Origin of the sequence: Mesorhizobium sp. M7D.F.Ca.US.005.01.1.1 (genome assembly GCF_003952545.1) — a bacterium.
GTDB lineage: Bacteria > Pseudomonadota > Alphaproteobacteria > Rhizobiales > Rhizobiaceae > Mesorhizobium > Mesorhizobium loti.
Map to the genome: position 1 here is coordinate 977,251 of NZ_CP034453.1, position 22,550 is coordinate 999,800.

Here is a 22,550-nt window from a genome sequence, read left to right on the forward strand (position 1 = left end):
TCTATCGCACCGACCCTGTGACGGTCGGGTCGATCGTGCTGGGAACGGATTTGCGTTCGTTACCGGCGAGTGCCGCTATGATCAGCAGGCTTGCAACCACCGGGACAAACAGGATGGCAACGCGGGCTTGCACGTAAAAGATGGCGCGCCATTCATTGCGCTTGTCGGGGCTGTTGCTCATCATACTCACTTTGTCAGACCCCCCGGCCGTGACATAGCCGCGAACGGTTAAGCAACCCCTTCCGACAGTGTTAACCGGGCGGAATTGAGGCGGAATTCCCAGGCGATCCCCCAGATGGCGATCGCCCGGCTTCAGCCCAGCCCGATCCGCCTTGCCCCTTGCCGGAACAGCGCCACGGCGTCCGGCTCGAAGCGGAAGGTGCCGATGAAATCGTCGACGCCATAGCTAGGCAATGTCTTGCGGATGACGGCGGCAAAGCCGCGTGCCTCGTCGAGCCGTCCGGCCAGAGCAAGGCAATGTGCTGCGATCGCCAGGATGATGGCGTGCGCGTTGGGCCGCGCCGCCGCCCTCAGCGCCCATTCGGCCGCCTCCTCGAACTGGCCGAGCCGGACATGCGCCATCGCCCGCGCGCCCAGCATGCCGAACAGCAGCGGGTCGAAGGGGCTGAGATGGCGCGAATGGTCGGAGGAGCCGATCGCCGCTTGCGGGTCGCCCGACTGCGAATGGACGAAGGACAGCGCATAGTGGCCAAGCGCGAAATTGGGACTGAGGTCCACCGCCCGTTCCAGTTCGATCAGCGAGCTGTCCTGCTCGCCGCGCAGCCACAGCGCACGCCCCATCGCCCAGTGCGCAGCCGGATTGTGGTCGTCGACCAGCAGGCTGTGGCCGGCGCTCTCGAAGGCCAGCGCGCTTTCGCGGTCGCGGTCGCCCCAGCGCTGGAAGGCGTTCTGCCAATGGGTGAAGGACAGGCCGGCATAGGCGCGAGCAAAGGTCGGGTCGAGCTGCAAGGCCTGGGCAAAGAAATGCCGCGCCTGCTCGTTTTCCGCCTGGGTGAAGCGGTACATGTGCCAGAGGCCGCGATGATAGGCCTCCCAGGCGTTGAGCGAACTGGGGGCTTTCAGCATGGCGCGGTTGCGCTCGACCGTTTCGATCTCGGCCGAGATAGACGAGACGATGCTGTTGCCGATATCGTCGAGTACGGAAAAGATGTCGTCGGGCCTGCGCTCGAACGTCTCGGCCCAGACGATCCTGGCCGTGCGCACCTCGATCAGTTCGACGCTGACAACAAGGCGGCCGGGCGGGCTGCGCACGGTGCCGGTGGCGACATAGTCGACATTCAGCCGGCGGCCGGCATCCTCGGGCGCGATGTCCTTCTCGGCCAGCGCAAACACCGATCCGCGCGCGATGACGAAGAAATCCCTGAGCTTGGAGAGGCGGGTGATGATGTCGTGGGTGAAACCATCGGCCAATCCGCCGCGCGTGCCGCCGCACTCCTCGACAAACGGCATCACCGCCAGCGAAGCGTGGCTGGGTTCGACCGGGCCGGCATCTGAGGGCGCCGCGGCCAACTGCGATATTGTGGACAGGCAGGCCTGCTGCGGCCGGAGCGGGGTACCCGACTGTTGGTCACGGATTGCCCGCCAGGCCGCACGAAGCTGCGCGAAATCCAGTTCCTCCGACTGAAACAATCGTTCCGCCGAAGCCAGGTGCTGCTCGGCCGCGCCGACCTCGCCGCGCCGGGCCAGACTGGCCAGAAGGGCTGCATGCGCACGCTCGTCGAACGGCGCCAGTTCCACCCATGTGTCGAGATGGACGATCGCCTCGTCGCTATCCGCCGGCAGGCTCGCGACAAGCTGTTCCAGCACGGCGATATGGCACGCGTGAAAACGGCGACGCTGGGCGATCAGCCAGCTGTTGAAATGCGGGCTGCGCTCGACCTCCGGCCCGTCGAGCAAATCACCGGCAAACAGCCCGGCCAGCACCCGCAAGCGCTCGACATCAAGCGTGCCGAGCCCTTGCGTGACGGCCTGGCTGACTTCCAGCGCATCGACCAGGCAATCGCTCAGATCGAGCGCTACCGTGTCGCCCTGTGTCACGACCCGGTGTCGGTCTGGCGCGTCGAGTGTGCCCCGCAGCTTGCTCAGGCACCAGCGCAGCTCGCCCCTTGGATCGTTCGGTACATCCCACAACAGCTCGCACAGGCGGCTGCGGCCGACCGGATGCGGCGCCAGCGCCAGATAGGCGAACAGAGCGCGCAGCTTGCGTGACGAGGGCAACGCAACCGGCACATCGTTGCGGGAGATTACCAGCGGTCCGAGCAGGCGCACGGAAAGCGCCGGCATCTCGCCGCCCAGCCTCGATCGTGCGGATTCCACGTCGGTTTCCACGCCTGCTCCCACGCTGGCCTGTCGGCCACTCCTGTATCACCAAACACGACAAGGCGCATGCGGCAGCGGATTACGCGCCGGACACCACCATTGCCGCAGTGCGGCATGTCAGTCCTAGCGCGGCAAGGTCACGAAACCTCGCCGCCCAACCCGCCGGTTTGTAACCGGCCCGTGATGACAAGACACGATGACAATCGAGGAGACCAAGATGTTGCATCAGCAGAAAATCAGGACCACGGCCGGCCGCGGCCGCCTTTTCGACAGCATTCTCGACACCGTCGGCGACACGCCGGTGGTCCGTATCAACAATCTGGGACCAGCTCACGCGACGATCTATGTCAAGGTCGAGTTCTTCAATCCCGGCGCTTCGGTGAAGGATCGGCTGGCGCTCAACATGATCGAGGAGGGCGAGCGCAGCGGCGCGCTGAAGCCGGGCCAGACGGTGGTCGAGGCGACCAGCGGCAACACCGGCATCGGCCTGGCCATGGTCTGCGCGCAGAAGGGCTATCCCCTGGTCGTCACCATGGCCGACAGCTTTTCGGTCGAGCGCCGCAAGCTGATGCGCATGCTGGGCGCCAAGGTGGTGCTGACGCCGCGCGCTGAAAAAGGCTTCGGCATGTACAAGAAGGCGGTGGAGCTGGCCGAGGCGAATGGCTGGTTCCTCGCCCGCCAGTTCGAGACGGCCGCCAACGCCGCCATCCACGAGGCGACGACCGCGCGGGAGATCGTCAATGACTTCGCCGGTTCGCGGCTCGACTGCTTCGTCACCGGCTATGGCACCGGCGGCACGGTCGTCGGCGTGGCGCGCGTGCTGCGCCGGGAGCGGCCGGAAACCCGCATCGTGCTGTCCGAACCGGCCAACGCGCAGCTCATCGGCAGCGGCAAGGTGCAGCAGCGTGGTGCCGATGGCGCCCCTGCCGCCAGCCACCCCGCCTTCGAGCCGCACCCGATCCAGGGCTGGACGCCGGATTTCATCCCCAACGTGCTGCAGGAAGCGATCGACGCCAGCCTCTACGACGAGGTGATGCCCATTGCAGGGCCCGAGGGCATCAAATGGGCCAAGGCGCTGGCGCGCCAGGAAGGCATCTTCACCGGCATCTCCGGCGGCGCCACTTTTGCCGTGGCGCGGCAAGTCGCCGAGCAGGCACAGGCCGGGGCGGTGATCCTGTGCATGCTGCCCGACACCGGCGAACGCTACATGTCGACGCCGCTGTTCGACGGCATCGAGGCCGAGATGGACGCCGATGAGGCTGCCCTTTCGCGCTCGACGCCCGGCTGCCAGTTTCCGGCGGCTTGACGGGAGATCGGTATGGACGCCGTACAGGAACCCCTCGGCCTGATGGCCGAGGAAACGCTCGATCCCCAGGACTGGGCCGATGTGCAGGCCCTGTCGCACCAGATTATCGACGATGCGGTCGACTATCTGCGCGACCTGCGCGACCGCCCGGTCTGGCGGGAGATGCCTGCGGATGTGCGAGAGGTCTTCGCGGCACCGCTGCCGCGATCGCCGGCGCCGCTTGCCGCTGTCTATGGCGAGGTCTCGCGCACGGTGATGTCTTATCCGATGGGCAACATCCATCCGCGCTTCTGGTCCTGGTATATGGGATCGAGCAACTTCACCGGCGCGCTCGGCGATTTCCTGGCGGCAATCCAGGGCTCCAACCTCGGCGGCGGCAACCACGCCGCCGGGCTGATGGACAGCCAGGTGGTCAACTGGTGCAAAGAGATGCTGGGCTTTCCGGCTTCTGCCAGCGGCACGCTGGTCAGCGGCGGCTCGATGGCCAACCTTATCGGGCTGACGGTGGCGCGTAACACCAAGGCGGGCATCGACGTGCGCGAGCACGGCGTTGCCGCCATCGAGAAGCCACTGCGTTTCTATGGCTCGGACCAGATCCATTCCTGCCACCGCAAGGCAATGGAGGCGCTCGGCCTTGGCAACAAGGCGCTGCGCCGCATTCCGACCGATGCCGGGCTGCGCATCGATATCGCTGCCTTGCGCGCGGCGATCGCCGAGGACCGCGCGGCAGGATTCAAGCCGGCCTGTATCATCGGCAATGCCGGCACGGTCAACACCGGGGCGATCGACGACCTGCGGACGCTCGCCAAGCTGGCCCATGAGGAGGACCTCTGGTTCCATGTCGACGGCTGTATCGGCGCGCTGGTCGCCATTGCGCCTGAAAATGCCCATCGCGTCGCCGGCATCGAATGGGCCGATTCAGTTGCGCTCGATCCCCACAAATGGCTGCATGCGCCGTTCGAGGTCGGCTGCGCCCTGGTCAGGGATGCCATCGCGCATCGCCGGACCTTCGCCGTGACGCCGGAATATCTGGAATCAACGCCGCGCGGCCTGGCCTCCGGCGAATGGCTGCACGACTACGGCTTGCAGACGTCGCGCGGCTTTCGCGCGCTCAAGGTGTGGATGGCGCTGAAGGAGCACGGCATCGACAAGTTCGGCCGCCTGATCGACCAGAACATCGCACAAGCTTTCTATCTCGCGGGATTGATCGAGACCGAGCCGGACCTGGAGCTGGCGGCAGTGCCGACCATCAACATCGTCTGCTTCCGCTATCAGCCCGGTTTGGCCGGCGAGGCGCTGAAGGTGCTCAACACCGAGATCATGCTGCGGCTGCAGGAACAGGGCATTGCCGCTCTGTCGGACACCACGGTGCATGGCGAGCACTGGGTGCGCGCGGCGATCACCAACCATCGCACAAGGCGCGAGGATTTCGATCTTCTGGTGCGGGAAACGGTGCGACTGGGGCGTGAAATCTCGGCGCCGGCGGCTGCGCCTTCCTAGTTCCCGGCAGGCATGCGATTCTGCCGGAATGATTCGCGAGGTCCGATGGTGACGCTCTTTCGTATGGCTGCACTTGCGGCCTTGCTCTTCACCACCTCGGCGCAGGCCGCCGAGATGGCCTTCTTCGTCAAGAACCTGCGCACGGAAGCAGTCGCGGTCGAGCTGTTCAGCCGCGACCGCGAGACGGTCTGGCCGGGCAACGACAAGGTGTTCCTGATCGACCCCAGCTCGCAGAAATCCGTGCCGCTCTCCTGCAATCAGGGCGAACATATCTGCTACGGTGCCTGGGTCGATGGCGACGACAGCATCTCCGCCGGCGTCGGACCGGACAATGACCAGCCCTGCGACACCTGCTGCTTCATCTGCGTGGAGCATTCGACCGAGACGATCGATCTGGTGCCCTAGGGCAGAGGCACGCCGATATCCCCAAAATCAGTCCGGGAATTGTTGCAATCATCCCTTTAGCGATTCAATGCAGCGTGCGATGGTCGCTCCGCGGCCGGGTGGGCCGCTATTTCAGGGGGTTACCATGCTTTACACCTACGCGCGCCGCACGCTGGTCGCGTTGTCGCTTGCCACACTGCTTGCGCCGTCAGCGCACGCCGCCGATATCACCTTCGCCATCAAGAACAGCCACCCCAACGCCATGCGCGTCGAGCTCTACAGCCAGGACCGCGACTATGTCTGGCCGGGCGAGGACAAGGACTACTTCCTTGACGATGGCGAGACCAAACAGCTGCCGATCTCGTGCAACGAGGGCGAATCGATCTGCTACGGCGCCTGGGTCGATGGCGACGAGGGCACCTATTGGGGCGTCGGTCCCGGCAACAAGGAAAAATGCGAGGATTGCTGCTATACCTGCAGCGGTGGCGAGACCGAGGAAATCGACCTGGTCCCCTGACCGGCTTGCCAGCTTGACGGTTATCCTGCCGGAGCCATAGAGCAATTCCAGGAAAAGTGTGAAGCGGTTTTCCGTGCGGAATTGCGCGAATACCCAGAGCGCGCCACATCCATTCGGATGCGACGTGCTTCAGGCAAGAGGAGCCCAGCTATGGCCGGCATGGTCGAAAGCGACAAGATCGACGTCGGATTCTCCGGCAAGCGCTGCATCCATTCGCGCAATTGCGTGCTCGGCGATCCGCATGTCTTCGTACCCAACGCGCCGGGCCAGTGGATCCATCCCGAGGCCGCCAGCGTCGAGAAGATCGTCGCCATCGCCGAAAGCTGCCCCTCGGGCGCCATCACCTACATCAGGAAGGATGGCGGGCCGCAGGAGCAGCCGCCGGTGGTCAACACCGTGCGGCTGCGTGAAAACGGCCCGCTGGCCGTGCATGCCGAGATCGTGCTCGACGGCGAAACGTTTTATCGCGCCACGCTGTGCCGCTGCGGCGCCTCGGAAAACAAGCCGTTCTGCGACGGCAGCCACAACAAGTCAGGTTTTGCCGCCACCGGCGAGCCGCCGCTGAAGGACACGCCGGCGCTGGAGGCGAGGAATGGCCCGCTGAAAGTGACGCCGACCACCAACGGCCCGCTCAAGCTCGAAGGCAATGTCGAGATCGTCACCGGCACCGGCCACACGGTCGACCGCACGCAACGCACCTTCCTCTGCCGTTGCGGCCATTCCGCCAACAAGCCGTTTTGCGATGGGACGCATAAAAAAATAGGCTTCGTGGCATGAAAGGAGGTCCGCCAGCGTTAGTGTAGGATGAGGGTTCGCGCTCAGGAGGAAATCATCATGCGCACCATGCTTGTTCTTGCTCTGCTTGCCTTTGCCATGCCCGCCTACGCCGCCAATCATGCGGTTCAGATCAAGGGCATGAAATTCACCCCGTCCAAAATCTCGGTCGCCGTCGGCGACACCATCACTTTCACCAATGCCGACCCGATGACGCACACCGCCACCGCGCTTGACGGCTCCTTCGACACCGGTCATCTCGCCACCGGCAAGAGCGCCAAGGTCAAGATATCAGCTGCCGGCGCGCACCCATTCCATTGTGCGATCCACAGCTCGATGAAGGGCACCGTCACCGCGAAATAGCGGCGTCCTCGCCAGACTTGTCATCCGCCATGGCGATAAGACTTCCAGCATCGGTGGAAGCTGGTTACTAGCGTTGCGGCAAAGCTGCCAATCTCCCTCCTCGTGGGGGAGATTGGCTCTCTTCCCTTGGCCCAGCGCTCGCAGCTTTATCGCCCGCTCCGTATCGGCTAAGGGCATGGACAGATAATTTCGCCAGCCGGACCGCCATCAGCAATGACCGCCAAGACCAAGCCAAAGCCGCTGTTCCTCGGGATCGACACCGGCGGCACCTACACCGATGCCGTGCTGTGGTCAGAGACGGAAGGCCCGCAGCAGGGGCCGAACAAGGGCAAGGTGCTGGCCAAGGCCAAGGCGCTGACCACCAGGCATGATCTCGCCGTCGGCATTTCCGGCGCCGTCGACGCGGTGCTGCAGAAGGCTGGCACCGATCCCGCTGATATCAAGCTGGTCTCGATGTCAACGACGCTTGCCACCAACGCGCTGGTCGAGGGCCAGGGCGGCCGCGTCGCGCTGGTGATGATCGGCTTTTCCGAGGGCGACCTCGCCCGCGACGGGCTGAAGGCCGCGCTGGGCACCGATCCGGTGGTTTTTTGTCCGGGCGGCCACGACGTCCATGGCAATGCCGCCAAGCTCGATCTGTCCGGACTGGAAGCGGTGCTGCCGGAACTCGGCGCGTCGGTATCCGGCTTTGCCGTCTGCGCCTATTTCGCCACCCGCAATCCGGCACATGAGATCGCCGCCCGCGAGCTGATCCGCGACAAGACCGGGCTGCCGGTAACCGCCAGCCACGAGCTGTCGGCCAAGCTCGGCGGTCCGCGCCGGGCGCTGACGACGCTGCTCAACGCCAGGCTGATCTCGATGATCGACCGGCTCGTGGCGGCGACCGAAGGCTTTCTCGAGGCGCGCAACATTGCAGCACCCCTGATGGTGGTGCGCGGTGATGGCGCGCTGGTTTCGGCGGCCTTTGCCCGCCAGCGGCCGATCGAGACCATCCTGTCCGGCCCGGCCGCCAGCCTGGTCGGCGCCCGCCACATGACCGGGCTCGACAACGCCATGGTGTCCGATATCGGCGGCACCACCACCGATGTCGCCGTGCTCGACGGCGGCCGTCCCCGGCTCGATCCGGAGGGCGCCACCGTCGGCGGCTTCCGCACCATGGTCGAGGCGGTCGCCATGCGCACCTTCGGCCTCGGGGGCGATTCCGAAGTGACGCTGGAGGATGGCGCGCTCAACCCGAAGATCCTGCTCGGGCCGCGCCGCCTGGTGCCGCTGGCGCTGGCCGGCATGGCGCATGGCATCGCCGTCACATCGGAACTCGAGCGCCAGTTGCGGGCACCCAATCCCGGCCGCATGGATGGCCGCTTCGCGGTGCGCACCGGCGTGCCGGATCGGCTCGCCGCCGGCCTGACCGGCGCCGAAGCCAAGCTCTACGAGCTGATTGGTGCCGTGCCGCTCGCCATCGACAGGCTTTTGACCTCGAACGCGCAGAACGCGACGCTGAACCGGCTGGTGTCGCGGGGGCTGGTGCATGTCGCCGGCTTCACCCCGTCGGACGCCGCCCATGTGCTGGGCAAGCAGGCGAACTGGGATCCCGTTACCGCGCGCCTCGGCGCCGAGCTGTTCGCCCGCAAGCGCGACGGCCGTGGCCAGTACATCGCCGCTTCCCCCGAAGCGATCTCGGAGCGGGTGCTGGTGACGCTGACCCGCTGGTCGGCCGAATATATCCTCGAAACCGCCTTCGCCGAGGACGGCCTCGATGGTGCGTCGACCGTGGCGCATGCGCTGGTGCAGCGCGCGGTCGACGCGCATCCCGGCATTGCACGGCTGACCGTGGCGCTCGACCGCCCGGTCATCGGCCTCGGCGCCTCGGCGCCGCTGCATTATGCCGGCCTGTCGCCGCTGATCGGCAATGACTGCGTGGTGCCGGAAGATACCGATGTCGCCAACGCACTCGGCGCCGTCGTTGGGCAGGTGCGGGTGTCGGCCGAGGCGCGGGTCAGCCAGCCCAAGGAAGGGCTGTTTCGTCTTGCCTCGGGTGAAACCGTGCGCGATTTCCTCGACGAGGCGGCGGCGATCGCGGCGGCCGAGGCCGATGTCCGCGCCATCGTCGCCCAGCGCGCCAGGGAGGCCGGCACCGACAGCGCCGAGATCGACGTCGCGACCGAATTCCGCGTCTCGACCGTCGAAGCCCAGCGCATGTTCATCGAGGCGCATGTGGTGGCGGTGGCCTCGGGAAGGCCGCGGATTGCGGTTTGAGCGCGTAATCTCCCCCCTCGAGGGGGAGATGTCGCCGAAGGCGACAGAGGGGGTCGGTTCGACGGGACGCGACCTCCTGCTTTGAACAGAAGAGGCTAGCGCCTTACGTCCGGCGACCCCCTCTGGCCTGCCGGCCATCTCCCCCCTCAAGGGGGGAGATCGGCAGCGTCGCCGCTCGCCAAAAACACCCACCTTCACCCTAAGCTGAATTGACCCGCCAGACCTGACATGCCAAAGGCCCGCAAAGCCTTTCATCTGGAGTAGCCTGATGACCGATCGCATCGAGATCGCCGGATTGCGGATTGCCCGCGAGCTGCATGAGTTCGTGGCCAAGGAAGCGCTGCCCGGCACCGGCATCGAAGCGGACGCCTTCTGGAACGGGTTTTCGGCCATCGTCCATGATTTGGCGCCGAAGAACCGGGCACTGCTGGCGAAACGCGACGCCATGCAGGAGAAGCTCGACGGCTGGTATCGCGACCACGGCGCCCCCGTCGATATGGAAGCCTACAAAGGCTTCCTGAAGGAGATCGGCTATATCGTTCCGGAAGGCCCGGCCTTCAGCGTGTCGACCGACAATGTTGACCCGGAAATATTAGTCATTGCAGGCCCGCAGCTGGTCGTGCCGGTGATGAATGCCCGCTATGCGCTCAACGCCGCCAATGCGCGCTGGGGCTCGCTCTACGATGCGCTCTACGGCACCGACGCCATTCCCGAAACCGACGGCGCCGAAAAGGGCAAGAGCTTCAACCCGGCGCGCGGCGCCAAGGTCGTCGCCTGGACGAAGAGTTTTCTCGATGAGGCTGCCCCGCTCACCTCGGGCAAATGGGCCGGCGTCAACGGTCTGTCGCTGGCCAACGGTGCCTTGCGGCTGAGTGCCGGTGCCGGCTCGACCACGCTGGCCAACCCGAAGCAATTCGTCGGCTACCGTGGCGACGCGGCCAATCCCGATGCGGTGCTGCTTGTGCGCAACGGCCTGCACATCGAGATCGTGATCGACCGCAACAACCAGATCGGCCGCACCGATCCGGCGGGGATCGCCGATGTCATCCTGGAATCGGCGCTGACCACCATCCAGGACTGCGAGGATTCGGTCGCCGCGGTGGATGCTGAGGACAAGGTCGTCGTCTACCGCAACTGGCTCGGCCTGATGAAGGGCGACTTGGCTGAAGAAATCACCAAGGGCGGCAAGAGTTTTGTCCGCAAGCTCAATCCTGACCGCTCCTACAGCGCGCCCGCCGGCGGCACGCTGACCGTGCCCGGCCGCTCGCTGATGCTGGTCAGGAATGTCGGCCACCTGATGACCAACCCGGCGATCCTTGACCGCGACGGCAACGAGGTTCCGGAAGGCATTATGGACGCGGCGATGACGGCGCTGATCGCGCTGCATGACGTCGGAACCAATGGCCGCCGCGCCAACTCCCGCGCCGGCTCGATGTATGTCGTGAAACCCAAGATGCACGGGCCGGAGGAAGTCGCTTTCGCCGTCGAGATATTCGACCGTGTCGAGGCCCTGCTCGGCATGGCCAAGAATACCATCAAGATGGGCATCATGGACGAGGAGCGGCGCACCACCGTCAACCTCAAGGAAGCGATCCGCGCCGCCAGGGAACGCGTGGTTTTCATCAACACTGGGTTTCTCGACCGCACTGGCGACGAGATCCACACCTCGATGGAAGCCGGCCCGATGATCCGCAAGGGCGACATGAAGCAGGCCGCCTGGATTTCCGCCTACGAGGCGTGGAATGTCGACACCGGGCTGGAATGCGGGCTGGCGGGCCATGCCCAGATCGGCAAGGGCATGTGGGCGATGCCGGATCTGATGGCGGCGATGCTGGAACAGAAGATCGCCCATCCCAAGGCCGGCGCCAACACCGCCTGGGTGCCGTCGCCGACGGCGGCGACGCTGCACGCCACCCACTATCACAAGGTCGACGTCCATGCCGTGCAGGCCGCGCTGAAGAGCCGGCCGAAGGCGAAGCTCGACGATATCCTGTCGGTGCCGGTCGCGGTCAGGCCGAACTGGACTCCCGACGAGATCCAGCGCGAACTCGACAACAACGCGCAAGGCATCTTGGGCTATGTCGTGCGCTGGATCGACCAGGGCGTCGGTTGCTCAAAGGTGCCTGACATCAACGACGTCGGCCTGATGGAAGACCGCGCCACGCTGCGCATCTCCTCGCAGCACATCGCCAACTGGCTGCACCACGACGTCTGCTCGCGCATCCAGGTGATGGATTCCCTGCGGCGCATGGCGGCCATCGTCGACCTGCAGAATGTTGGCGACCCGCTCTACCAGCCGATGGCGGCCGATTTCGACAACTCGATCGCCTTCCAGGCGGCCTGCGACCTGGTCTTCAAGGGCCGTGTCCAGCCCAACGGCTACACCGAACCGGTGCTGCACGCGCGCAGGCTGGAACTGAAGGCGCAGCAGGGCTGAAGAGGCATGGCGGCGGGTCTTCGACCTGGCTTCCGGCGAGAGATAAGGCGTTAGGAAGCTGTATGGTCTAGCAGCCGAATGGTGGGATCGCGACGGTATTCGGAATTGGCGCGGTCGACGCCTTCCACCGTAATCGCGATCGTCCCGTTTTCCACTCTTGCTATCCAGCCTTTCGCTTTCAGATACCAGAGATGAAACTCGAGATGTTCTCGCGGACAGCCTGACAGTCGTTCGAGCTCTACATCTCCGATCCCAGGATCGGTGACGTCGTGGCGGCGCTTTGCGTAAAGCAGCGACAGCAGTTTGGCCTGGATCACAGCATCCCGCTCGATGCCTTTGGTGTTGCTGGCTTCCTCGGTCAACTCGCGGCGAAGGCCGGCATGGTCTCTGTACGCGATGTCGTATTGAGCGCGCTTGACCGGATCCTTGAGCGTATTGTGGGCTTCCACGATTTCGCTGAAGCGGGCTTCATCGCCAGTCTGTTGATTGTCTGGATGATAGCGCATCGCAAAATAGCGAAATATGCGCTCCAGCGTTTCCGAGTTGGCATTCGGGCTAACTTCCAAAACTTCGTAATAGTCAATGAACATAGCGGTACACCCTCAACCGCAATCATATTCGCATTGTCTAAATAAAGAACATCCAAAGCAGAAGCCCAGACTTAAGTCCGGCGTCGATAACGGCCACGCTTCTGGAAGAGGAAGAAAATGGCCGGCGCCCGTTCGGTGGGGGCCGTTGGGTGGTGAGGACGCCGGCCAAGCGGACAATCAAGTCCGCCGCACTGCAGAGATGGTCGATTCGTTGGGTGGCGGTTATGGCGTGATCGCGGAAGGCAACGTGGCAGGGTCAGCTTGTCGCGAGATCGCGTACTGCCAGATTTCGCCGGCAGGACCAAAACCCACAACCGCAAGCACGGCCATCAGCAGGCAGGTAACCTACGCCGCCTGCGCCACCCGCTCCGAACTCATCCGATAAGAAATCGCCTCGGCCAGATGGATGCGGCCGACGGTTTCGCTGGCGTCGAGATCGGCCAGTGTTCTCGCGACCTTCAACACGCGGTGGTAGGCCCGCGCCGAAAAGGCGAGCTTCTCGCTGGCGTCCTTGAGCAGCGACAGGCCGGCGGCGTCAGGCATGGCGATCTCCTCGATGACCGACGGCGCGCAATGCGCGTTGGTGGTGGCTCGGGTAGCGCCGAGCCGTTCGAAGCGTTCGCGCTGGATGGTGCGGGCACGCGCCACGCGCAGCGCCACATCGGCACTTTTCTCCGCCCGGTCCGGTCGGATCAGGTCGCTGGCCGAGACCGCCGGCACTTCGATCCTGAGATCGATGCGGTCGAGCAGCGGGCCTGAGATGCGCGCCTGGTAGTCGGTGCGGCAGCGGTCGCCGCGCAGGCAGCGATAGCCCGGCTCGCCGGCCATGCCGCATCGGCACGGGTTCATCGCCGCAACCAGCTGGATGCGCGCCGGGTAGGTGACGCGATGGTTGGCCCGCGCGATCATGCAGTCGCCGGTCTCCAGCGGCTGGCGCAGCGCATCGAGCGTCTGCGGCGTGAACTCGGGAAATTCGTCGAGGAACAGCACGCCGTGATGGGCGAGCGACACTTCGCCCGGCCGCGCGCGGATGCCACCGCCAACCATGGCCGCCATCGAGGCCGAATGGTGCGGCGCGCGGAACGGCCGCCGGTCGGTCAGCTTGCCTTCGCCGAGTTCGCCGGCCACCGAGGCGATCATCGACACTTCGAGCAGTTCCTTCGGCGCTAGCGGCGGAAGGATCGACGGCAGCCGCTGCGCCAGCATCGATTTTCCCGATCCCGGTGGCCCGATCATCAGCAAATTATGACCACCGGCGGCCGCCACTTCCAGCGCCCGCTTGGCGGTCTCCTGGCCCTTGATGTCGGCGAGATCGGGCAGGTCGCGCGCCGCGGCGTGGATGCCGGCTTCCGGCCGCGACAGCACCTGCGTGCCGCGGAAATGGTTGGCGATGGCGATCAGGCTGCGCGGCGCCAGGATGTCGAAATCCTTGCCCGCCCAGGCCGCTTCCGGCCCGCAGGCGAACGGGCAGATCAAGCCCTTGCCCTCGGCATTGGCGGCGATCGCCGCCGGCAAGGCGCCGGCGACAGCGGCAATCGTGCCGTCGAGCGACAATTCGCCCAGCACGACATAGCCGGCCAGCATGTCACCCGGAATGGCGCCCAGCGCCGCCATCAGGCCGAGCGCGATCGGCAGATCGTAATGGCTGCCTTCCTTGGGCAGGTCGGCGGGCGCCAGATTGACCGTGACCTTCTTTGACGGCATCGACAGGCCGGAAGCATGAAGTGCTGCCTGCACGCGCTCGCGGCTTTCGGCCACTGCCTTGTCGGCGAGGCCGACGATGTGCATGTTGACCTTGCCGGGCGCGATCATCACCTGTACGTCGACCGGCACGGCCTCGATGCCCTGGAAAGCGACCGTGCGAACCCGCGCCACCATTTTCCCACCCCGGATATGGGCTTGCCCCAGCCCGTGCGATCGGGCCAGGAACGGCCCTCGAGGAGACAATCACAATTCCTTGATCAAATCAAGAACATTACAGGAACACGTGAGCGTGTAGGTTGCAGCCGAATAGAGCTCGGTTGCAAAAGCGGAACATGGTTAAGACAAAATGAAAACGATCACTTCCGCTTGTCCTCGACCGCGTCCCAGAACAGGCTGGCGATGTCTGCGCCACCGAAGCGCTTGACCTCGCGCACGCCGGTCGGCGAGGTCACGTTGATCTCGGTCATATAGTCGCCGATGACGTCGATGCCGACGAGGATGAAGCCGCGCTCCTTCAGCGACGGTCCGATGCGGGCGCAGATCTCGCGCTCGCGTTCCGTTAGTTCGGTTTTTTCGGCGCGGCCGCCGACATGCATGTTGGAGCGGGAATCATGCTCGGCCGGCACCCGGTTGATGGCGCCGACCGGCTCGCCGTCGATCAGGATGATGCGCTTGTCGCCCTTGCGCACGTCCTTGAGGTAGCGCTGCACGATATAGGGTTCGCGGAACATCTGGCCGAACATTTCGAGCAGCGAGGCAAGGTTGCGGTCGGCCTCGTGCAGATGGAAGATGCCGGCGCCGCCATTGCCGTAGAGCGGCTTGACGATGATGTCGCCGAACTCCTTGCGGAAGGCGGCAACTTCGAGTGGATCCTTGGTGATCAGCGTGTCCGGCATCAGGTCGGAAAACTCGGTGACGAAGATCTTTTCCGGGCTGTTGCGCACCCAGGCCGGGTCGTTGACCACCAATGTCCCCGGATGGATGCGCTCCAGGATGTGCGTGGTGGTGATGTAGTTCATGTCGAAGGGCGGATCCTGGCGCAGCAGGACGACGTCCATTTCCGCGAGATCGGTGCGTACCTGCTCGCCCAGCGAATAATGGGCTCCCTTCTCGTCGCGCACCTGCATCTCCTCGATGCGGGCAAACACCTTGCCGTCGCGCAACGACAGCCGGTCGGGCGTGTAGTGGAACAGCTGATGGCCGCGCCGCTGCGCCTCCAGCGACAGCGCGAACGAGGTGTCGCCGGCGATCGACACGGTGGAGATGTGGTCCATCTGGACGGCGATTTTCAGCTTCATGGCGGGTCTCCGGCGGCTCGGATGGGCGACTGTCTTGCCTGTACAGGCTCACTGCCCGTCTGCCAATCGCGACATTTTGAAGATTGGCATCAGAAGTCGCAAACCCGAGCCAGCGTCCGATCTGCCCCGGCCATCTGGAAACAAGGCGAACAGCGCGTCATCGCTTTCTTAAGCCTAGCCGTGCAAAGGTAAGCCCCGAATGCGCCCGGCAGTGTTGATGCAGCCCCGGGCACTCGATGGAACAACGACCATGAACGCCGTCACCGCCATCCGCGCCGCCGCAACCAGACAGCTCGAACTCACAATCCTGATGCCATGCCCCAACGATGACTTACTGGTCGATGACCTACCGGCCGATGACTTGCCGGCCAACCAGCTGCCGGCGCGCGACGCATGAGCGAAGCATTGCCGGCCTTTGTCCAGACACGCCTGTTCCGATTCCTGACGGTCGGCGTCGGCGCCGCATTGCTGTTCTTCGTTCTGTCGTGGCTTCTGGTGTCGCTGGGCCTTTCGCCCTTCATCGGTAGTGTCGTCGCCTATGCGATTGCCGTTGTTGTTGCCTATAGCGCACAGCGCGGCTGGACATTCGGCGGCCAGCACGATCACGTCAGCGCCATGCCGCGCTATCTTGCGCTGCAGCTCGGATGCGCTCTGTTTTCGGGTCTGGTGTCGCACCTGGCGGTCACGCGTTTCGGCTTGTCAGCGCTCGCCATGTCGGCGCTGACGACGGTTGCCGCAGGCGCGGTGAGCTACGTCATGTCGTTGCTATGGGTGTTTCCGACGCGCGGCTAGCGCGTTTTTTGCGCGTCGTTTTTTCGCCTTGTGGAGGGACTGTCGCCGACCCGCGCCGAGCCTCGTATCAGTCCCCGTGCACATGACGCCGCTTAGCCGCGAAAAATCGATTTCGCGATACGTTTCCTAAAGGGTTTGCTGCCAGTCTCGAAATAAATTCCGACGTCACAAAACAGGGACACCGATGCAAACTTCGTTTGGCACCGGTCAGGCAAACAGGGAGAGCACGGATCTGGCATTCACAGATCCGTTGACCGGGCTTGGCAACCATCGCCGCTTCTTCGACAAGGTCGATCGCCTGATCAGCGACCGTGCCGACGATCCCGCACCCTTTACCGTCGGTATTCTCGACCTCGACGGCTTCAAGCCGATCAACGATTTGTTCGGCCACAAGGCCGGCGACGACATCCTGATCCAGGTCGCCATGCGGTTGCGCGCCTCGATGGACGGCCACTCAACGGTCTGCCGCATCGGCGCCGACGAGTTCGCCTTTCTCTATCCCCTGGTGTTCAGCGAGGATGCAGCGGCCGAAAAGTCCCGCATGCTGATCGAGATACTGTCGGCGCCCTATGATGTCGGCGAACGCACCGCCAGGCTTTCGGCCTCGGTCGGCTGCTCGCTGTTCTATTCCGGCGACGAGACCACTGAGATCCTCATCAACAAGGCAGAGACGGCGCTCTACCATGCCAAGCGTTCCGGCCGTGGCCGTGTCGTTGTCTACACCCGCGAGATGGAAGAAGCGGCCAAGCGCGTCACCCGCATCGAACAGGCGCTGCGTCGCGCCGTCTCGGCCGGCGAGGTGGAGCCGCATTTCCAGCCGATCGTCGACCTCAACACGCGCCGCACCATCGGCTTCGAGACGCTGGCGCGGTGGACCGATCGCGACCTTGGCTCGGTGCCGCCCACGGTCTTCATTCCCATCGCCGAGGAGCGCGGCATCATCGGCCCGCTGTCGCAGCTGGTACTGCGCAAGGCGACCGAAGCCGCCAGAAGCTGGCCGAAGGACCTGTTCCTGTCGTTCAACCTGTCGCCCTCGCAGCTCGTCGACCAGAACACCGGCCTGCACATACTGGCGATCCTCGACCGCACCGGCTTCGATCCGCGCCGGCTGGAGATCGAGATCACCGAGACCGGCCTGATGAACGACCCGGCTTCGGCGGCGCAGATCGTCGAGGATCTGCGCCGCGTCGGCATCCGCGTTTCGCTCGACGATTTCGGCACCGGCCAGTCCTCGCTCGGCCGTCTGCGCGAATTCCATTTCGACAAGCTCAAGATCGACCGCGCCTTCGTCTCTTCCATTCTCGATGACAGGCCGTCCGAACACATCATCCGCGCCATTCTCGCCATGTGCGAAGGGCTCGGCATGGACGTGGTCGCCGAAGGCATCGAGCAGGAAGCGCAGGCCGACCGCCTGGTCCAATTCGGCTGCGCCGGCGGGCAAGGCTATCTGTTCGGCAAGCCGGTCGACGCCGACGCCACGCTCGGCTATCTCCGCGATTCCTTCCGCGGCGCCTTGCGCGCCAAGGCGATCTGACCGGCGATTCCCCCGCGGTCCGCAATCCCGACGGTGCCGCTGTGCGCACCCGGTGCGGCGCATTGTCGTTTTGTCTGACATAAGCCCTGAAATTCGACGGTTCGCCCTTGCCCGCGCGCCTTGCGTGGCTAGGATGCGCGCCGGTCACGACTACAGCGCCGCGCGTCCTCTTGGACGCGCAAAGGACGCTGTAGCAATTTACATTTTGCGCATGATCCCTTTCCGAAAATCGATCCGATTTTCGGGGTCACGCGCTGGGAGACAAGAACGATGATGCCATCGGCGCATTTTGCCGACCTCGAAGGAGCCTCGGTGCTGATTACCGGCGGCGGCTCCGGAATTGGCGCGGCACTGACCGAGGGGTTTGTGCGCCAGGGCGCCAATGTCGCCTTCGTCGACATCGCCGACGGCCCGAGCACGATACTTGCCGACCGCATCGAAAAAGAATTCGGCAAGCGGCCGCTCTATCTCAAGACCGACCTGCGCGACGTCGAGGCTCTGCGGGCGTCCGCCGCGAAGGCCGCCGAGGCGCATGGCGATGTCACCGTGCTGGTCAACAATGCGGCCTGGGACGAACGCCACGCCGTCGAGGACGTGACGGTCGAGTTCTGGGACAACAACCAGGCCATTAATCTGCGGCCGCACTTCTTCACCGCGCAAGCGGTGGCGCCGGGCATGAAACGGGCCGGCGGCGGCTCGATCATCAACTTCACCTCGACATCCTATCTGATCAACCACCCCGACATGCCGTCCTACACGGCCGCCAAGGCCGGCATACTTGGCCTCACCAAGGGGCTGGCCGGCAAGCTCGGCGTGGACGGCATCCGCGTCAACGCCATTGCGCCCGGCTGGGTGATCACCGAGCGGCAGAAGGAGCTCTGGGTGACCGAACAGGCGCTTGCCGCCCATGTCGCCAAGCAATGCATCAAGCAGGTGATGCAACCGGACGACATCGTCGGCACCGTGCTGTTCCTCGCCTCGGACGCCTCGCGCATGCTGACCGCGCAGATGCTGATCGTCGATGGAGGTTTCCTGTGAGCCCAGGGTTTGCCAGCAACGCGCCGGCGGTAGCCGCTGTCGACTGGGGCACAACCCGCATGCGGGTCTGGCTGATCGACGGGCAAGGCAAGATGCTGGCCGAACGCCGCGGCGATGATGGCCTGATCACCGCGCAACAGAAGGGTTTTGCAACTATTCTCGAAGGGCATCTGGCGGCGATGGGAGCACCGGAAGCGCTGCCCGTCATCATCTGCGGCATGGCCGGTTCCCGACAGGGCTGGCTGGAGGCGCCCTATGTCACCGTGCCGGCGCCACTCAGTGCCATTCTCGGCGGTGCTGCCAAGGTGCCTGGGCAAAGCCGCGACATCCGCATCGTTCCGGGCCTTGCCCAGCGCTTGGCCGATGCGCCCGACGTCATGCGCGGCGAGGAAACCCAGCTCGCTGGCGCTGGCCTGCCGGCCAGGGGACGCCAGCTGGTCTGCATGCCCGGCACCCATTCGAAATGGGTGCTGGTCGAGGACGGCGCCGTTGTCGGCTTCGGCACCTGGCCGACCGGCGAGCTGTTCTCGGTGCTTGCCGCGCATTCGATCCTGCGCCATTCGCTCGGCGAGCACCCCAAGCCGGTCACATCGGACAATCCGTTCTTCCGCCGCTGGTGCGAAACCGCATTGGGCGAAGGCGGCGATGTCACCTCGCGGCTGTTTTCCATCCGCGCCGCCGGCCTGCTGCAGGACCTGAAAGCCGACGATGCCGCAGCCTGCCTGTCCGGCCTTCTGATCGGTGGCGAGATCGCCTCGGCCAGCCGCCGTCACGGCGCCGGTGCGGAACCTGTCGTGCTGGTTGCCTCCGGCGCGCTGGCCGCGCTCTACCAGGCCGCACTTGGTCTTGCGGGGTTTGAGGTTCGGACCGTTGACGCCGATGAGGCGGTGCGTGCCGGCCTCGTCGAGGCGGCGCGCGAGAACGGCATGATCGCCAGAACTGGAGCAGCCCGATGAGCCAGACCGCACCTTTCCCCAAGCTCAAGCGCGGGCTGGTCGCCATCCTGCGTGGCCTCAAGCCGAGTGAAGCGATCGCTATCGGCCAGGCACTGTTCGATGCCGGCATCGAGGCGATCGAAGTGCCGCTGAACTCACCGGAGCCGTTTTCGTCGATCGCTGGGATTGTGGAAGCGCTTCCGAAAACAGCCCTGGTCGGCGCCGGCACGGTGCTGACGCCAGCCGATGTCGATGGTTTGCACAAGGCCGGCGGGCGGCTGCTGGTCAGCCCCAACATCGATGCCGAGGTGATGGCGCGTGCGATGCACTACGGCATGGTGACGATGCCCGGCGTGCTCACGCCGACCGAGGCCTTCCTGGCGATCAAGCTTGGTGCCTCGGCCCTCAAATTCTTCCCGGCGAGCGTGCTGGGTGCTGCCGGCATTTCCGCGATGCGCGCGGTGTTGCCGGCGCAAACAGTGGTCGGCGCCGTCGGTGGCGTCTCCGAAAAAGATTTTGCCGGCTACAAGGCCGCCGGCGTGACGGCCTTCGGGCTTGGCTCCAGCCTGTTCAAGCCGGGCATGAGCGTGGACGACGTGGCGGCGCGTGCGCACGCCGCCGTCACGGCCTGGGATGCGGTGTTCGGAGAAGCATGATGAGCGAAGCGATCGTTTCGGTTTTTTCCGATCACGTCTGCCAGCTCGGCGAAGGGCCGAGCTACGATCCCGCCACCGATACGCTGTTCTGGTTCGACATCGTCAACAGCCAGCTTCTGGAAAAGCAGCTGTCCGGCGGCGTGACCACCGTCCATGAGCTCGGCCAAATGGCGAGCGCGATCGCTGTCATCGACGAGAAGCGCCAGCTGATCGCTGCCGAGACCGGCCTTTATGTCCGCGATGTCGCGACCGGCAAACTGACGCTGCACACGCCTGTCGAGGCCGACAATCCGGTCACGCGCTCCAACGATTCCCGGGTCCATCCCTGCGGTGCCCTGTGGATGGGCACGATGGGCAAGAAGGAGGAAAAGGGCGCCGGTTCGATCTACTGGTTTTTCAAGGGCGAACTGCGCCGCCTGTTTTCGGACATCACCGTGTCGAACTCGATCTGCTTTTCGCAAGATGGCACGATCGCTTATTACACCGACACCTCGACCGGACTGCTGATGCGCGTCGCCTGCGACCCGGCGACCGGCCTGCCTGCCGGTGAGCCGAAGGTGTTCGTCGATCACCGCTCGGCCAAGGGCTATATCGATGGGTCCGTGCTCGACCGCGACGGCATCCTGTGGAACGCCGTCTGGGGCGGCAGCGTCATCGAAGCCTATGGACCCGACGGCAAGCTCGTCCGCACGGTCGCCATGCCGGTGACGCAGCCATCCTGCCCGGCCTTTGTCGGCGCCAAGGCCGACCGGCTGGCGGTCACCTCCGCCTGGTCGGGCAAGGACGAGAAGCAGCGCCTGCTGGATTTGCAGGGCGGCATGACCTTTCTGCTCGATATTCCCGTCAACGGCCGCTTCGAGCCGCACGTGCTGATCGCCTGAACAAGGCCAGCCTTTCTGATTCGACGCCGGTGCTGTCACGCAAGCGCCCGCGCCGTGTCGGTTTCGCGAGAGCCGATTGCCTTCACCATGCGATGGTAGGCAATCGCACTGCCGGGAATCGTTCATTTCATGTCGAGCCACAAGCCAAGACTGATCCTCGTCCATGAGCCGGAAAAGGCTTGTTTCGACCGTCTGGTCGCCGACGGTCATGCGCCGGAGCGTGCCGCCGAAATCGCGTCCTATCTGGCACAGTCGACCGATCTCGCTCCTGAATTCGATGCGCTTGGCCGCGCCTGCCAGGCACGCGGCCTGTCGTTCACACCTGTGGCACTGGACGACGCCGCAAGCGTCCTCGCCGGTGAGCATCCCAGCACAACACTGGTCTGGACGCTGACCGACGGCATTGCCTATTTCCGGGGCGGCGCGGCACCCGCTTTGGCGCGACTGGGCGGCTTCAAGACGATCGGCGCCGACGATGCGCTGTTCGCGCTCTGCCAGGACAAGTTCCGCTCCGGCGCCGTGCTTGGCGCACTCGGCCTGCCGGTGCCGCAGGCCGGTCTTGCGCGCGATGGCAAATGGCTGGTCGAGCCGCCTGCCTCTGCCGCCGGCTGGTTCGTCAAGCCCAACCGGCTTGGCGCCAAGATCGGCATCTGGGCGGATTCGCGCTGTAGCGATCTCGGTCACGCTTTGGAGCTCAGCCGGCGCGTGTTTTCGGCCTATCGCGATGATGTCGTCGTCCAGCCCTATGTCGCCGGCCGCAACGTGCGCGCCAGTTTCCTCGGCCTGGTGCCGGGCGCCGGGGTCGAAGCGCTTGGCGTGGCCTTTGTCGATTCAGGCGCCGATTTCCAGACCATGGCGGACAGCCTGGCGCTCTACGGCGACACCGGCGAGGTCGCGAAAGCGGCGGGACATTATGCCGAACCGGAACTCGTTGCGGTTGCCGACAGCCAGCCGGTCGCCGACGCCGGGATCCGCGCGATCGCCGAGCGGCTGATGGGCGGGCTCGGCCTGCGCGACGTGTTTTCCATCGATCTCAGGGTCGAGGCCGACGACACCGTCCACCTCATCGAGTTCGAGGTTTGCCCCGGCCTGCCTTGCTTCGATTTCCGCGCCTACTGCCGCCAGCAATGGGGCCTCGAGCTGGCCGATGCCATGGCCGAAACCGCGGCGAGCCGGCTGATCGGCGTCAACCGATAGCTGCGTGCCTTGACGGCTTTCGCCCTGCCTCTAGTGTCGGCCAACGCT

21 protein-coding genes are annotated in these 22,550 nt (G+C 65.0%); 16 read left to right on the forward strand and 5 right to left on the reverse strand.

What is annotated here, in order from left to right:
* Position 1 precedes the first annotated feature (1 nt).
* Positions 2-181, reverse strand: a complete 180-nt coding sequence (locus EJ076_RS04700; protein ID WP_164548818.1) for a hypothetical protein — start codon at positions 179-181, stop codon at positions 2-4.
* A gap of 131 nt (positions 182-312) precedes the next feature.
* Complete coding sequence (locus tag EJ076_RS04705) at positions 313-2,304, reverse strand: BTAD domain-containing putative transcriptional regulator (protein ID WP_126070963.1); 1,992 nt, start codon at positions 2,302-2,304, stop codon at positions 313-315.
* Positions 2,305-2,557: 253 nt separating this feature from the next.
* On the opposite strand from EJ076_RS04705, the gene cysK reads away from it, so the two are divergent.
* The 8 genes from cysK (at position 2,558) to EJ076_RS04745 (ending at position 11,877) form a co-directional block, all read left to right on the forward strand.
* Positions 2,558-3,646 (forward strand): cysteine synthase A, encoded by a 1,089-nt coding sequence (gene cysK / locus EJ076_RS04710; RefSeq protein WP_126067073.1) that lies wholly within the window; start codon positions 2,558-2,560, stop codon positions 3,644-3,646.
* A gap of 12 nt (positions 3,647-3,658) precedes the next feature.
* The gene (locus EJ076_RS04715; RefSeq protein ID WP_109667559.1) at positions 3,659-5,146 is read left to right on the forward strand and encodes an aspartate aminotransferase family protein; all 1,488 of its coding nucleotides are present in this window, start codon (positions 3,659-3,661) and stop codon (positions 5,144-5,146) included.
* A gap of 63 nt (positions 5,147-5,209) precedes the next feature.
* A complete protein-coding gene (locus tag EJ076_RS04720) occupies positions 5,210-5,551 on the forward strand; it encodes a hypothetical protein (RefSeq protein ID WP_245462956.1) in 342 nt (113 codons plus the stop codon).
* Between the two features lie 124 nt (positions 5,552-5,675).
* Entirely contained in the window at positions 5,676-6,047 is a 372-nt protein-coding gene (locus EJ076_RS04725; RefSeq protein ID WP_109667556.1) for a hypothetical protein, read from the forward strand.
* A 150-nt stretch (positions 6,048-6,197) separates the two neighbouring features.
* Complete coding sequence (locus tag EJ076_RS04730) at positions 6,198-6,824, forward strand: CDGSH iron-sulfur domain-containing protein (protein ID WP_109667554.1); 627 nt, start codon at positions 6,198-6,200, stop codon at positions 6,822-6,824.
* Positions 6,825-6,881: 57 nt separating this feature from the next.
* A complete protein-coding gene (locus EJ076_RS04735; protein WP_109667551.1) occupies positions 6,882-7,184 on the forward strand; it encodes a cupredoxin family copper-binding protein in 303 nt (100 codons plus the stop codon).
* Positions 7,185-7,397: 213 nt separating this feature from the next.
* Positions 7,398-9,440 carry a hydantoinase/oxoprolinase family protein gene (locus EJ076_RS04740; RefSeq protein ID WP_126067074.1) on the forward strand — a complete coding sequence of 681 codons (2,043 nt, stop codon included), beginning with the start codon at positions 7,398-7,400 and terminating at the stop codon, positions 9,438-9,440.
* Between the two features lie 268 nt (positions 9,441-9,708).
* Positions 9,709-11,877 carry a malate synthase G gene (locus EJ076_RS04745; RefSeq protein ID WP_126067075.1) on the forward strand — a complete coding sequence of 723 codons (2,169 nt, stop codon included), beginning with the start codon at positions 9,709-9,711 and terminating at the stop codon, positions 11,875-11,877.
* Positions 11,878-11,927: 50 nt separating this feature from the next.
* On the opposite strand, the gene EJ076_RS04750 is transcribed toward EJ076_RS04745, so the two are convergent.
* From EJ076_RS04750 to gshB, 3 genes are all read right to left on the reverse strand, one after another.
* A complete protein-coding gene (locus EJ076_RS04750; protein WP_109667544.1) occupies positions 11,928-12,467 on the reverse strand; it encodes a J domain-containing protein in 540 nt (179 codons plus the stop codon).
* A 345-nt stretch (positions 12,468-12,812) separates the two neighbouring features.
* Positions 12,813-14,345 (reverse strand): YifB family Mg chelatase-like AAA ATPase, encoded by a 1,533-nt coding sequence (locus EJ076_RS04755; RefSeq protein WP_126067076.1) that lies wholly within the window; start codon positions 14,343-14,345, stop codon positions 12,813-12,815.
* Positions 14,346-14,527: 182 nt separating this feature from the next.
* Positions 14,528-15,469, reverse strand: coding sequence for a glutathione synthase (gene gshB, locus EJ076_RS04760; protein WP_109667539.1), 942 nt, complete (start codon positions 15,467-15,469; stop codon positions 14,528-14,530).
* A 250-nt stretch (positions 15,470-15,719) separates the two neighbouring features.
* Here gshB and EJ076_RS35095 point away from each other — a divergent pair, with 250 nt between their 5' ends.
* The 8 genes from EJ076_RS35095 (at position 15,720) to EJ076_RS04795 (ending at position 22,502) form a co-directional block, all read left to right on the forward strand.
* A complete protein-coding gene (locus tag EJ076_RS35095; protein WP_164548507.1) occupies positions 15,720-15,866 on the forward strand; it encodes a hypothetical protein in 147 nt (48 codons plus the stop codon).
* On the forward strand, positions 15,863-16,261 hold the full coding sequence (locus EJ076_RS04765; RefSeq protein ID WP_126067077.1) for a GtrA family protein: 399 nt from the start codon (positions 15,863-15,865) through the stop codon (positions 16,259-16,261). Before EJ076_RS35095 ends, EJ076_RS04765 begins: the two co-directional genes overlap by 4 nt.
* A 184-nt stretch (positions 16,262-16,445) precedes the next feature.
* Positions 16,446-17,795, forward strand: a complete 1,350-nt coding sequence (locus EJ076_RS04770; RefSeq protein ID WP_109667529.1) for an EAL domain-containing protein — start codon at positions 16,446-16,448, stop codon at positions 17,793-17,795.
* 270 nt (positions 17,796-18,065) lie between these two features.
* Complete coding sequence (locus EJ076_RS04775; protein ID WP_126067078.1) at positions 18,066-18,833, forward strand: SDR family oxidoreductase; 768 nt, start codon at positions 18,066-18,068, stop codon at positions 18,831-18,833.
* Positions 18,830-19,789, forward strand: a complete 960-nt coding sequence (locus EJ076_RS04780; RefSeq protein ID WP_126067079.1) for a 2-dehydro-3-deoxygalactonokinase — start codon at positions 18,830-18,832, stop codon at positions 19,787-19,789. The genes EJ076_RS04775 and EJ076_RS04780 overlap by 4 nt, the downstream gene beginning before the upstream one ends.
* The gene (locus EJ076_RS04785) at positions 19,786-20,424 is read left to right on the forward strand and encodes a 2-dehydro-3-deoxy-6-phosphogalactonate aldolase (RefSeq protein WP_126067080.1); all 639 of its coding nucleotides are present in this window, start codon (positions 19,786-19,788) and stop codon (positions 20,422-20,424) included. Before EJ076_RS04780 ends, EJ076_RS04785 begins: the two co-directional genes overlap by 4 nt.
* Positions 20,424-21,305, forward strand: coding sequence for an SMP-30/gluconolactonase/LRE family protein (locus tag EJ076_RS04790; protein ID WP_126067081.1), 882 nt, complete (start codon positions 20,424-20,426; stop codon positions 21,303-21,305). Before EJ076_RS04785 ends, EJ076_RS04790 begins: the two co-directional genes overlap by 1 nt.
* A 129-nt stretch (positions 21,306-21,434) precedes the next feature.
* Positions 21,435-22,502, forward strand: coding sequence for a D-alanine:D-lactate ligase-like protein (locus EJ076_RS04795; RefSeq protein ID WP_126067082.1), 1,068 nt, complete (start codon positions 21,435-21,437; stop codon positions 22,500-22,502).
* The last annotated feature ends 48 nt before the right edge of the window (positions 22,503-22,550 follow it).